Source organism: Blautia sp. MSJ-36 (genome assembly GCF_018917985.1).
Taxonomy (GTDB): Bacteria; Bacillota; Clostridia; order Lachnospirales; family Lachnospiraceae; genus Blautia_A.
In genome coordinates this window covers 17,323-30,326 of the sequence record NZ_JAHLPQ010000018.1, presented here as the reverse complement: position 1 = coordinate 30,326, position 13,004 = coordinate 17,323, and the positions used below count along the sequence as shown (strand labels likewise).

Here is a 13,004-nt window from a genome sequence, read left to right as displayed (position 1 = left end):
TAAGTGTCCTATAAACCGTACTTTATTTCCTTTATAACTTTCCCCCATAATTCCGGTAATTCTCAATATAATCCAGAATCTCCTCCGGATCTTTCATAAACCGGCACATATCCACAACATCTCTGGACATAAATTTTTCCCCAGCTGTATACTCCAGAAGCGCCCTCATACTATCATAATATCCGTTGATATTATAAAGAACGATCGGCCTGTCGATCCGTCCCAGACTTTTCAGTGTCAGGATCTCAAAAAACTCCTCATACGTACCAATTCCACCAGGTACCACGATGGTCGCATCGGAACGGCTTTCCAAAAGGTGCTTCCTCTCACGCATATTTTCCGTAAAAATAAACTCTGTACAATGCTCATACAGGACTCCCGGCTTGTCAAAAAATCGCGGTGCGATCCCCAGGATATAACCTTTCTCTCTGTCAACGCCACGGGCCGCCGCACCCATCAGTCCTTCTTTTCCACCGCCAAAAACAAGGCCATGGCCACGTTTTCCTATCAGCCGTCCCAATTCCTCTGTTTTCTCATAATAAATCTTTTTCAGTTCTGTGCTGGATGCTCCATATATACAAATATTCATGCTTCTGTCCCCTTCTCTGCTGCCTTCACAAATGCCTGTAAAAGTTTCATCTGCTCCGAAGAATCATACATCATCTCCGGATGCCACTGCACAGCCACCGCAAATGGATGATCCTCAAGTTCCATAGCTTCCGGCACCCGGTCCTCGGACCAGGCTGTGATCCTCACATTCTCCCCGGCATCTTTTATCGCCTGATGATGAAAAGAATTCACCCGGATATCTCGCTTCTCATAAATCTTTTCCAATATACTGGCTCCGGCAATTCTCACTCCGTGCCACGCTACATTTCTGGGGTACTTATCCCCGAAATGATGTTCAAAACCGCCCTCTTTTTCCAGATCCTGATACAAGGTCCCGCCACAGGCCACATTCATGATCTGAATGCCACGGCAGATCCCGAGGATCGGCTTTTTCTTTTCCAGCATAAAATATCTGGAAATCGCAATATCTTGCTCATCCCGCATGGGCATGATTGTTCCGCAATATCCTTTCGGAAACGCCCCATACCGTTCCGGTCCCACATCATGTCCGCCGGAGATCAGCACTCCGTCCAGTTGGTCCAGAAACGGCTTCGCCGCCTCCAGATCTCCATACTGCGGGAGCAGCACAGGAATCGCCCCGGCTTTTTCCAGAATATACACATAATCACCACTGACAAAATCCCAGTCCTGCCCGGTGATCCCCATACCTGAAACCATTCCAACAGCATCCCTGTAGTCAAAATTACAGGTGACGCCGATCACAGGTTTTCTTTCCCTCATCCTTCTCCTCTTTCCACCAAAAAAATAATTATTTTTTCAGTACTTCCAATATTTTTATCGTCTGTAACACATCCTCTTTTCTGCAACATTCAATCGTCCATGTCCGCTCTTCCGTCTGGGGCAGCAACGCAAGTACTTTTTCATAAGGGATATTCCTTCAGATGATCCAGATTGTCCGCAATGGAAAATTCAATACTTTCGATTCCCACTCCTGTCTGACTGATGATTTCCTTCATCTCATCGTCCGGCAGAAGATGACTGATATATATCATGATTATTTACCTCTGAATATAACTTTTGCCGGCCTCTGCTATCAAAGCAAAGACCGGCTTTCCGTCATTTCCGATACATCTGGAGTGCATCCGGAAATGCCTGTTATTTTATTATAATCTGACATACACATGGGGTCAAGCAATTGCCGCTGCCCGAAACTCCCATTTTAGTTTTTGATCGAGAACTTTTTATACGAGAACTTTTTCTACAGCATTTTTCCAGCCGCTGTATTTCTGCTCTCTTTCTTTGGAGCTCATAGATGGAATAAACTGATTGCGGTTCTTCACCTCAAAAATGCTCTCCATCTTATAAAGTCCGCAGCTTAATCCAGCCATCAGGCCAGCTCCGAATGCGGAAGATTCCTCACATCTCGGAAGGCTTACAGTTGTTCCCAGGATATCACTCTGGAATTTCATCAGATACTGGTTTCTTGTAGGACCACCGTCTACGCAGAGCTCTTTTACAGTCATTCCATCTTCTGCCTTCATCATCTCCACAATATCTGTGATCTGATATGCGATGGATTCCAGAGCTGCTTTTACAACTTCTTTCTTTCCGGTAGTTCTGCTCATTCCATAGATAATGGCTTTTGCATCGGATTTCCAGTAAGGTGCTCCCAGACCGGAAAATGCAGGAACCAGATAAGTAGCATCGTTCTTATTCGCCTGCTCTGACATTTCCTGAGTCTCACCTGGAGAAGTGATCAGTCCCATGTCATCTTTCAGCCATGTGATCACTGCACCTGTGTAGTTGATGTTTCCTTCCAGAACATAGGTAACTTTGCCGTTAAGTCCCCATGCAAGAGAAGTTACAAGACCAAGATCTGACATGATCGGTTCTGTTCCTGCGTTCATCATAACAGAGGAACCAGTCCCGTATGTAGCCTTAACCATTCCTTTTTCGATGCAGCCCTGTCCGAACAGTGCACCCTGAGAGTCTCCGATCACACCACAGATCGGAATCGGTGTCTGGAAATATCCCTCGAAATCTGTCATTCCGTACTCTCTGCTGGAATCACATACTTTCGGAAGCTGCTCTGCGTTGATGCCGAACCAGGTACAGATCTCTTTATCCCATTTCAGGTTATGGATATTGAAAAGCTGGGTTCTGGATGCGTTGGAATAATCTGTTGCATAAACCTCGCCTTTTGTCAGTTTAAACAGAAGCCAGGTGTCGATGGTTCCCAGGCAGAGATCGTTGTCTCTTTTTGCCTGTTTTACTTCCTCCACATTCTCCTGAAGCCATGCAAACTTCGCTGCTGGGAAATACGGGGAAAGATGCATTCCTGTCTTCTGACGGATGATCTCTGCCACACCGCCGTTTTTCTTCTGCTCACGGTCCGGGTCAATCATCACGTTTGTTTTGATCCGCTCACAGATCTCGGAAGCTCTGGAGCACTGCCATACAATGGCAGGTGCCAGAGGCTCGCCTGTGCTGCGGCTCCACGCTGCGGATGTTTCTCTCTGATTACTGATTCCGAGACACGCGATCTCTTCTTTCTGGATTCCGGCTTTTTCCACAAGGTTCTTTACAACCTGGATGGTATTGCTGTAGATCTCGGAAAGATCATGGGAAACCCAGCCTTTTTCGTTGATCAGCTGTCTGTGAGGAAGGTCTGTTCTGCAGACCAGGTCACCGTTCACATCGAACAGGATCGCTTTTGTTCCCTGGGTACTCTGATCAACCGCAAGAACATATTTTTTTTCCATAGTTTTCCCCTTATTTCAGCGCGTCTTTTACAGTTTTTGCAATTCCTTCTGCGTTCATTCCGTAGTAGTCAAATACTTCCTTGGAAGTTCCGCTTACAACCGGTGCGTCCGGAAGTGCGATGTTCAGAACTTTACGTGGGCACTCAGCGCCAACAACCTGGCTTACCATGGAACCAAGTCCGCCAAATGGTGCATGCTCCTCAGCAGTTACAACAACTTTTGCGTTGGATGCTGCTTTTACGATTGCTTCTTTGTCCAGAGGTTTTACACAGTACATATCAAGAACTGTTGCGTGAATGCCATCTTTCTCAAGAAGTTTGGCAGCCTCGTAAGCCGGGCGTACCATCTCGCCACATGCGATGATTGCTGCGTCTGTACCTTCTGTAAGAACCGTTGCCTTGTCCATTTCGAACGGGCAGTTGTCCTCTGTATAAATATCCTCAACCGGATTTCTTCCTACACGGATGTATGCCGGTTTCTCATCTTTCAGAAGTGCCTCGATCAGTTTTGCTGTCTGGAAACGGTCACTTGGAAGATAAACTCTCATGTTCGGGATTGCGGACATAGCAGCGATATCCTGTGCGGAATGATGGCTCATTCCAAGAGCACCGTAGCTGATTCCACCACTGATTCCGATAAGTTTTACATTTGTGTTGGAGTATGCAACATCAATTTTGCACTGCTCATAGCTTCTTGTGGAAAGGAAGCATGCAGGAGAAGCTGCGAAAGCTTTTTTACCACAGTGTGCAAGACCTGCAGATACGCTGACAAGATCCTGCTCAGCGATTCCCATCTCAACGAACTGCTCCGGATATGCGTCTGCAAAAGGTGCCAGAGATGCAGATCCTCTGGAGTCACTGCAGAGAACAACGATATCTTTATCGGTTTCCGCTTCTTTTAAAAGTACGTCACAAATTGCTTTACGGTTTGGAATCTTATTCATAATTACAGCTGCTCCTTTCTCTCTTCAAAATCTTTCATGATCTGCTCATACTCTTCCTGGCTCGGTACGTGATGATGCCAAGCAGCTTTGTTCTCCATAACTGCGGAGCCTTTACCTTTAACAGTATTCGCGATCAGGACTGTCGGCTGGCCTTTTGTCTGTTTTGCTTCCTCAAATGCTGCGTGGAGCTGCTCAATGCTGTTTCCGTCGGCAACATCAATTACATGCCATCCAAAGCTTTTGAATCTCTCATGAAGATCGTCATGTCCCATAACGTCCTCTGTATTTCCGGAGATCTGAAGTCTGTTACGGTCAACGATTGCACAGAGGTTATCCAGTTTGTACTGATGTCCTGCCATAGCAGCTTCCCATACAGAACCCTCTGCAAGCTCACCGTCACCCATTACTGTGTATACACGATAGTTTTTCTTGTTCATTTTTCCGGCAAGTGCCATACCTACGCAAACCGGAAGTCCATGTCCCAGAGAACCGGAGTTCATCTCAATTCCCGGAAGTTTGTTGTTCGGATGTCCGATATACTGTGTTCCAAATTTGCTGAATTTCTCGTTTACTTCTTTGATATCAAGGAAGCCTTTCTTTGCAAGTACTGCATAATAAGCTTCTACAGAATGACCTTTACTCATAACAAAAAGGTCTCTGTCCGGATCATTCATATTCTCCGGGGAAATATTCATCTGGTCAAAATACAGAGTAACCAGAGTCTCCATAACACTCATATCACCACCGATATGTCCGCCTTTACCGGCAACGATCATATCTACTGTGTCTTTTCTGAGATCATACGCAAGTTTGCTTAATTCTCTAAAATCCATGCTGATTCCTGTCCTTTCTTTTTTCAATCTATATTTCATATTCACAGCCCGGCACATTTTTTATCCTGGAAAAACGTGCTGCTGTGTTTCCTGTTTATCATTCTCCGCGAAGATATGCCTTAACATCTTCCTCAATCGGGTCATAAAGATCCGGTGTTACGCCGATATATTTGCATGCCTCGTAAAGTACCGGAACAACGTTCTTGTGGATACCAACACAGTGATGGATGTATGGTCCCTCAACCAGTTTTGCCTCAAGACGTTTGATGTTCTCAACCTCAACCCAGAGGTAAGTTCCCATACCTTTCGGGCCATCAATACCTTTTGCGTTTCCAAGAAGAAGAGAATACTCTCCGTTATCTCCGTCAAAACGAACCAGAGAAACATCGCCGTGTTTTGCCTCAGCTGTGATGCTTCCCGGATGATCGAATGCCAGCGGGTAAGTAAGCTTCGGTGTCTCTTTTGCGATGGAAATCGGCCATGGTCCGCAGTGCTGAAGAAGCTCGCCATTCTCTACGTCAGGATGACGGATTGTCCAGTCAGCGAAGAAGCTTCTTGTCTCGCCCATGCCAGCTGCCTCTACCATAAGAGCTGTGATTGCACCATGGATATCTGTCTCACATACAGTTGGGATTCCCTCGTCATTTAACAGGGAGTTTGCTGCACATGGCATAATTCCAAGCTCGCTCTGAAGCTGGTTCCAGCACTGGATTGCGATTGCTTTGCAGCCGTATTTCTCAGCCAGATGTTTCATGGCAACCTTAAGAGCTGCTACGTTCTCAAGCTCGTCCTCTTTGATGCAGATCTCCATGTTGTCACGGCAGTACTGCATAACCTCCTGAACCTCTGTCTGCTCTGCTTTTGCTTTCTTTACTTCATCGGTAAGCTCCGGCATCGGGATCGGTGCAAGCTGGATGTTGAATTTCTCAAGAAGCTCGCCCTCGTTGCACATGGTTGTCCAGAAATCAAACGGTCTTGTGGAAATCTGAAGAATACGGATATTTTTGAATGTTTTAACTACATTACAGACAGCAAGGAAATCTTTGATTCCTCTCTCGAATACCGGGTCATTCAGTCTGCAGTTTGTCATGTATGTAAACGGAACACGGAATCTTCTTAAAACTTTACCTGTTGCAAAAAGTCCGCACTGTGTATCACGAAGTCTTGTTCCGTCTGGCTCAGGTCTCTCATCCAGAGGTCCCCACAGAAGAACCGGAACATCAAGAGCTTTTGCAAGTCTTGCACACTCATACTCTGTACCGAAGTTGCAGTGTGGAAGGAAAAGTCCGTCAACTTTCTCTTTTTTGAATTTGGCGATGATCTTCTCAAGTCCCTCATCGTTGTAGAGAAGTCCCTCATCGTTAATGTCTGTGATATCTACGAAATCAACGCCAAGCTCCTCAAGTCTCTTAGCAGTAAGTCCACGATATTTTACTGCATCCGGTGCGCTGAAAATACTTCTTCTGGTTGGTGCATAACCAATTTTAATCTTGTCCATGTTTGAACTCCTTTCATAAATCCATGTTTTACCTGTTTCTATGTGATTCATTTTTTTATGTTCATCTTTGTTATCTGTATAATATCTTGATTTCTACTTTATTTCTATAAAAAATAAAGCGATTTCTACTTTATTTTTCACTTTATTGTTGTAGATGCAAGAAAAACATTTTATAATTAAAACAGTTGAAAAAATACAGTCAGGAAAAATTATACCGATATACAGACACAACTCTACATTCAATACAGGAGGACTATCGATATGGGAATTACAGCAAAAGAACTGGCCGCCAGATTAAATCTCTCCGCCACCGCCGTCTCCATGGCTCTGAACGGAAAACCTGGCGTCAGCACAGAAACCCGAGCTCTGGTTATCCGGGAAGCAGAAAAAGCCGGCTATGACTTTAGCCGACTTTCCATGAAAAAAAATGTGACCGGTGATATCTACTGCATTATCTGCCGTGCCCACAACGCAATTTTAAATTATACTCCAATTTTTTCAGAGCTCACCGAAGGTATTGAACAGGAATGCCGTAAAAACGGCTATCATCTGAAAACCTTCCAGCTCTACGAAAAAGCAGACGATCTCCAGAAATACATCGAAGAACTCCGCATTTCCCAGTGTGCAGGTGTCATCCTTCTTGGAACCGAAGTATCCGCTTCTGTATGCCACGAGTTCCTTCAACTCTCCGTCCCGGTTGTCCTTCTGGATTCCTACTTTGATTCTGCAGACTGCAGCTGTGTTCTCAGCAACAACGCCCAGGGCGCCTACCAGGCCACCAGCTACCTTATCGACCGCTGCGGCCGCCAGCCAGGACACCTCTGCTCCTCCTACAAAATCACAAACTTCCGGGAACGTACGCACGGTTTCCACAGAGCTGTCCGGGAACATGGAATGTCCACCGCAAAATCCATTGTCCACGAACTTTCCCCTTCCATCGAAGGTGCATTCTCCGACATGCTGGAAATCATAGACAGCGGAACTCCTCTGGCAGGTGCATATTTTGCAGATAACGATCTCATCGCCATCGGAGCCATCAAAGCCCTGAAACTCCGCGGCTACAAAATTCCCGAGGACATCGCCATCGCAGGATTCGACAATATCTCTGAAGGACGCATCATTGATCCCTCCATCACCACCATCGATGTTCCCCGTAAATTCATGGGAGAAACAGCCGCCGCCCAGCTGATCCGTGAGATCCGGACCTCCGTACCACATTCCGTAAAAATTGAAGTATCCACCACACTGATCAAACGGTTTTCTGTATAACCGAAATCCTTTTCTGTAAGAGAATAGGTTCCGCTTTTTCCGGCAAATTTTTTCGCTTTTCAAAGCTGAGTAAATTGCGAGGAGGGGAAGCATTCACAGTTGCGAAGGCCATTTCTCGCGCTCCTCCCCTCCGGCCACGCAAATTACTGTAGGTTATGGAGATATGTTCAAATACTGGCGGGGCGATGGATGCCACGGTATTGGATATGAAACGCTGTGCCGATTTATTCCTATTCTCCACAACTTTTTTTCAGGCAATCACTTACTCCCATCAAACCACAAGGAAACTCAGCCTTTCCTCCCAGCCGTCCAGCGCAGCGCTGACGGCTCATCCAATTCTCTGAAATCCACTCAACCTCACACTATAAACCAAGCTCCCGAGCAGCCACCCTATCCCTCCCGCCCTGAAAAGCCAGCCCGTGAGGCGTGTGCTGCCTGTCGCCGGACTCTGCAGGAGGGGTGCTGATTCTTGGCTGGCGGAAATCTGCGTTGTTTTTCAAAAGTTCGCTGTTTGAGCGAAGCGAGTTCGGACTTTTGGAAAACGCTTTTAGCAGATTCCCGGCAGCCTAGAAGCCAGCCCCCGACGAAGCCCCGGCGACAGGCAGCACACGCCTCGCGGGCGTCCCTTTCACGTACGCCCCTCTCACAAAAAAAGAACAGGCCGGCACACACACCGACCCGTTCACAAAAACCTGAATCCCAGGACTCAATCAATCAGAAGCACTCTTTATAAATCTTATAAACCCTCTCCCGATCCAATTCCACAAAATTATTCGCCATCAATCTACCCTGATTCTCCAGCACAGAATCCGTAAACTCCTCAAGCTCCTCCTCAGACACCCCATACTCATGCAGCGCCTTCTTAGGAATCATCACATTAAGCAGCTTCTCCAGCTCCTCATAAACAACATCCACTTCACACCCAAGGATTCCCGCCATAAATTTATTCAGGCGTGCGATCTCACCGTCACTCTTGATCTCCATATAGTTGTTGAGCACACCCGTAAACATCGCATAATTCGACTCCCCATGAGCCACATGATACTTAGCCCCCAGCGGATAACTCAAAGCATGCACAGCCGCACACCCCGCATTACCAAACGCAATACCCGCATAATTAGCCGCCATCAGAAAATCCTTCATCAACGGAATCCGGGCCTCCTGACCATGATCCCTGATCTCCATATAACCCTTCAGGATCATCTCGATCGCCTTATACCCAAACATCCTTGTAGTCTCATTTCCCTTAGGAGAAAGACTGGACTCCACAGAATGCACCAGCGCATCAATAGAACTCGTAGCAAAAAACTGGAACGGCAGATCCTCCAGAAGCTCCGGGATCAGCACAGCAGAATCCCCGTAAAGCTGCTCCACAGCAAGCCCCTTCTTCGTCCCCTTCGCAGTCAGGGAAAGAATTGAAATATTCGTCACCTCAGAACCCGTACCACAGGTAGTCGGAACCAGCACCAGCTCCTTATTCTTCACGATCGGAAGCAGCCCGTCATAAAGATCCGTAACCGGAGAAATATTCTCCAGTGCAAACAACTTGGAAAGATCCAGAATGCTGCCGCCACCAACAGAAACCACACGCTTCGCATCCTTCGGCACATCCTTCCAGATCGCCTCAGCCATCACATCCGTAGGCTCGCCCTTACCATAATCCTCACGGAAGATCACATCACAGCCAAGCCCCAGCGGCTCAAAAAACTTCTTAAACAATCTCTTATTGGTAAAAAGCAGATCCCCTTTACCAAGTTTAAATTCCTCCGCAAACTGCCGGCAATTATCAAAACTGTAAATCGTCGGTCTGATCATCAGTTCCTGCATAGTTTTTCCTCCTGTCAGCCCCACATTTCGCAGAAGCTCTTTTTATAAAATTTTATTATAATATAATAACACAGGCAGACAGCCCTCTGCAATCCGCATTACTACCCGCCTCCTGCCAAACAGATCAAACGCCAAGACAGGCTTTTACATTCTACTTTGCCACCGGCATACGATCACAAGTCAGGCAGATATCGCAGCTTCGCAGAGGACTTCCCTGATCCAATCAGTTTTCAATATCCATGCGTCAGGAGCGTACCATACATCTCCGGTCTTCGATCCCGGAAAACACCCCACTCCCGTCTCTTCTGTGCGATGGCATCCAGATCAAACTCCGCAGTGATCACACCCTCCGTCTCTCTGTCAGCCTCAGCCACCAGTCCGCCGGTCTCATCCGCAATAAAGGAAGAACCATAAAACGTCATCTCCGAATCCTTCTGCACCTCATGGCCGATCCGGTTGGAAGCAACTACAGGCATGATATTTGCAGCCGCATGCCCCTGCATACATCTCTGCCAGTGCGGTTTGGAATCCGTCTGAAGAACCGGCTCGCTGCCGATGGCAGTGGGGTAAAGCAGGATCTCCGCCCCCAGAAGCGCCATACATCTGGCAGCTTCCGGAAACCACTGATCCCAGCAGATTCCCACACCAATGGTTCCGTACTTTGTTTTCCAGACCTTAAACCCGGTATCGCCCGGAGTAAAGAAAAACTTCTCCGCATAAGGCATCCCGTCCGGAATATGGGTCTTTCTGTATTTTCCAAGAACCGTACCATCCGCATCAATAACGGCAATAGAATTAAACGCCGCATTTCCTGCCCGCTCAAAAAAGCTCACGGGGATCACCACGTCCAGCTCTTTTGCCACTTTCTGAAAACGCTTCACAGCCGGATTCTCCTCCGGCGTTGTGGCAAGGTCCATATATTCAAAATCGTGTCTCTGACAAAAATACGGCGTCTCAAAAAGCTCCTGCAGAAGAATGATATTCGCGCCCTTTAAAGCTGCCTCCCGCACCAGTTTTTCCGCTTTTGCAAGCGTTGCTTCTCTGTCCCATGTGCAGCTCATCTGTGTAGCCGCCACTACAACTTTTCGCATCGATCCTCAAGTCCCTTCTGTTCTGTAATTTATAACTGAAACTTCCTCTTCACCGCATCCACCAGAAAATCCGCGGTACCTTCCACACCAAGGAAACTGCTGTCCACCAGAATGCTCTTATGATTCTTGTCATCCGGATGATATCCCGCATACTGCATGTGATAGGAATCGCGGGCCTCATCAACAGCCACGATCATTTTTCTGGCCTCTTCAACCTCAATGTTCAGATCCTTCACACAATGCTCCACACGCACTTCATAGGGCGCATAAATGTAAATATGCATGGCATTTTCCATCTCTTCCAGAGTAAAATCCGCACACCTTCCAACTATAATACAGGTCTCTTTTTCCGCCAGGAATTTAATGATATTCTGCTGCGCCTCAAAGATCTTATCCTGTGTATTACTGGTTCCCTTTCCAAGAGGAAACATCATTCTTGCAAAAGGACTGGCCTTGACTTTTTTCGCAGTCTCCTCCACTTCATCCACAACAGACACCGGAAGGTTCAGCTTCTTTGCAGCCTGATCCACAATATCCCTGTCATAATATTCAATCCCCAGCTTCTCCGCCATCTTTTTTGCGATAGGACGGCCCATGCTGCCAAACTGTCTGGTGATCGTAACTACATATTTACTTTTTCCCATATAATTTCCTCCCGAATTAAAGGATACATTCCAGGTTCATGTTTTTAATGTTCATACCATCCGACGATTCCCGGATTCAGATTGATATTGATCTGCTTGATCTCCTGATACTCCTCAAGGCCCTGAACACCCAGGTCACGGCCAATTCCGGACTTCTTGTAACCGCCCCACGGAGCCTCGTTAAATGCCGGATTATAACAGTTGATCCAGGTAATACCTGCGCAGATCTCCTTGATCACCCGAAGGGCTCTGGAACCATCAGCGGTAAATACTGCTCCAGCCAGACCATACTCCGTATCGTTTGCCATGTCAATGGCCTCCTGCTCTGTCTTAAACGTCTGGATGGTCACAACCGGTCCAAAGATCTCCTCCCGGACAATAGTCATATCCGAAGTACAGTTATCAAACACCGTCGGTCTTACATAAAAACCTTTCGCACATTCCCCTTCTGTGTAACGCTCACCACCACACACAAGAGTAGCACCTTCCTCAACACCCTTCTTAATATATCCAAGAACTTTATTCATATGGCTTTCAGAAACCAAAGGCCCCATATCCGGATTCTCCATAGGATCTCCAATGGTGATGGCATTTGCTTTCTTTGCAAGGCGTTTCACAAATTCATCCTTGATACTTTCCTCGATGATAATTCTGGAACCTGCGGAGCACACCTCTCCCTGATTCAGGAAAATACCGATCATGGCCCATTCCACTGCGCCGTCCAGATCCGCATCTGCAAAGATCACATTGGGTGACTTTCCGCCAAGCTCAAGGCCGATCTTTTTTACATTACCTGCTGCCGCACGCATGATACTCTGTCCAACTTCCGTACTTCCGGTAAAAGTAACCATATCCACATCTTTGCTCTCCGCAATGCGGTTTCCTGTGATTCCGCCAGGTCCAAGGATCAGGTTCACGCTGCCCTTCGGCATTCCGATCTTCTCAAAAATCCCAAACAGTTTCACACAGGAAAGCACACAGTTGGAACTTGGTTTAAACACCACACTGTTGCCTGCTGCCAACGCAGGAGCCAGTTTCCACACGCCCATCAGCAGCGGATAGTTCCACGGAGTGATCAGTCCACACACGCCAACCGGCTCATGAACTGTATAGGAATGCATTTTTCCAAAACCTTCATTTACTTCATAAACACCGCCCTGCGGCATTTTTAAAAGGCCTGCATAATAGCGGAAACAATGAACGGCATCATCCACATCCGCCTCTGCCTCTCTTAACGGTTTTCCATGATCCATGCAGTCCAGCTTCGCAAAATCCTCTTTTTCCGCATCAATGGCATCTGCGATCTGAAGAAGGATATCCGCCCTTGTCTGGGAATCCATGTCACGCCATTCCCTTGTCTCATAAAAAGATTTTTTTGCCGCCACAATGGCTTTATCTACATCCTCCACATTTCCTTCCGTTACCATGGCAAGAACCTCACCATTTGAAGGATTTAATGTAGGAACTGATTTTCCTGTACTGCCTTCTACCCATTCACCATCAATAAACATTTTCTGAAGCTCCATAAGCATCCTCCTTTTATTCTCTTAACCAGTTCAAATAAGCT

General features: G+C 46.8%; 12 protein-coding genes. 1 reads left to right on the top strand and 11 read right to left on the bottom strand.

Features of this window, described 5'->3' with window-relative positions; all coding sequences use genetic code 11:
- Window positions 1–31: 31 nt before the first annotated feature.
- From KQI39_RS12115 to KQI39_RS12085, 7 genes are all read right to left on the bottom strand, one after another.
- Window positions 32–589 (bottom strand): TIGR00730 family Rossman fold protein, encoded by a 558-nt coding sequence (locus KQI39_RS12115; RefSeq protein ID WP_216418660.1) that lies wholly within the window; start codon window positions 587–589, stop codon window positions 32–34.
- Window positions 586–1,350 carry a gamma-glutamyl-gamma-aminobutyrate hydrolase family protein gene (locus tag KQI39_RS12110; RefSeq protein WP_216418659.1) on the bottom strand — a complete coding sequence of 255 codons (765 nt, stop codon included), beginning with the start codon at window positions 1,348–1,350 and terminating at the stop codon, window positions 586–588. Before KQI39_RS12110 ends, KQI39_RS12115 begins: the two co-directional genes overlap by 4 nt.
- Window positions 1,351–1,490: 140 nt before the next feature.
- A complete protein-coding gene (locus KQI39_RS17595; protein WP_256443748.1) occupies window positions 1,491–1,622 on the bottom strand; it encodes a hypothetical protein in 132 nt (43 codons plus the stop codon).
- Between the two features lie 189 nt (window positions 1,623–1,811).
- Window positions 1,812–3,332 (bottom strand): FGGY-family carbohydrate kinase, encoded by a 1,521-nt coding sequence (locus KQI39_RS12100; protein ID WP_216418656.1) that lies wholly within the window; start codon window positions 3,330–3,332, stop codon window positions 1,812–1,814.
- Window positions 3,333–3,342: 10 nt separating this feature from the next.
- Window positions 3,343–4,275, bottom strand: a complete 933-nt coding sequence (locus KQI39_RS12095; RefSeq protein ID WP_195567506.1) for a transketolase family protein — start codon at window positions 4,273–4,275, stop codon at window positions 3,343–3,345.
- 2 nt (window positions 4,276–4,277) lie between these two features.
- Complete coding sequence (locus tag KQI39_RS12090) at window positions 4,278–5,108, bottom strand: transketolase (protein ID WP_148448956.1); 831 nt, start codon at window positions 5,106–5,108, stop codon at window positions 4,278–4,280.
- 97 nt (window positions 5,109–5,205) lie between these two features.
- Window positions 5,206–6,606 (bottom strand): L-fucose/L-arabinose isomerase family protein, encoded by a 1,401-nt coding sequence (locus KQI39_RS12085; RefSeq protein ID WP_148448958.1) that lies wholly within the window; start codon window positions 6,604–6,606, stop codon window positions 5,206–5,208.
- A gap of 261 nt (window positions 6,607–6,867) precedes the next feature.
- Here KQI39_RS12085 and KQI39_RS12080 point away from each other — a divergent pair, with 261 nt between their 5' ends.
- Window positions 6,868–7,875: a LacI family DNA-binding transcriptional regulator gene (locus KQI39_RS12080; protein WP_216418654.1), complete on the top strand. Its 1,008-nt coding sequence runs from the start codon at window positions 6,868–6,870 to the stop codon at window positions 7,873–7,875.
- 714 nt (window positions 7,876–8,589) lie between these two features.
- On the opposite strand, the gene KQI39_RS12075 is transcribed toward KQI39_RS12080, so the two are convergent.
- The 4 genes from KQI39_RS12075 to KQI39_RS12060 form a co-directional block, all read right to left on the bottom strand.
- Complete coding sequence (locus KQI39_RS12075) at window positions 8,590–9,702, bottom strand: 4-hydroxybutyrate dehydrogenase (protein WP_216418652.1); 1,113 nt, start codon at window positions 9,700–9,702, stop codon at window positions 8,590–8,592.
- A 230-nt stretch (window positions 9,703–9,932) separates the two neighbouring features.
- A complete protein-coding gene (gene aguB, locus KQI39_RS12070) occupies window positions 9,933–10,793 on the bottom strand; it encodes an N-carbamoylputrescine amidase (RefSeq protein WP_216418649.1) in 861 nt (286 codons plus the stop codon).
- Between the two features lie 29 nt (window positions 10,794–10,822).
- On the bottom strand, window positions 10,823–11,437 hold the full coding sequence (locus KQI39_RS12065; protein ID WP_216418647.1) for a cytidylate kinase-like family protein: 615 nt from the start codon (window positions 11,435–11,437) through the stop codon (window positions 10,823–10,825).
- A 44-nt stretch (window positions 11,438–11,481) separates the two neighbouring features.
- Window positions 11,482–12,963 (bottom strand): aldehyde dehydrogenase family protein, encoded by a 1,482-nt coding sequence (locus KQI39_RS12060; RefSeq protein ID WP_216418645.1) that lies wholly within the window; start codon window positions 12,961–12,963, stop codon window positions 11,482–11,484.
- Window positions 12,964–13,004: the final 41 nt, after the last annotated feature.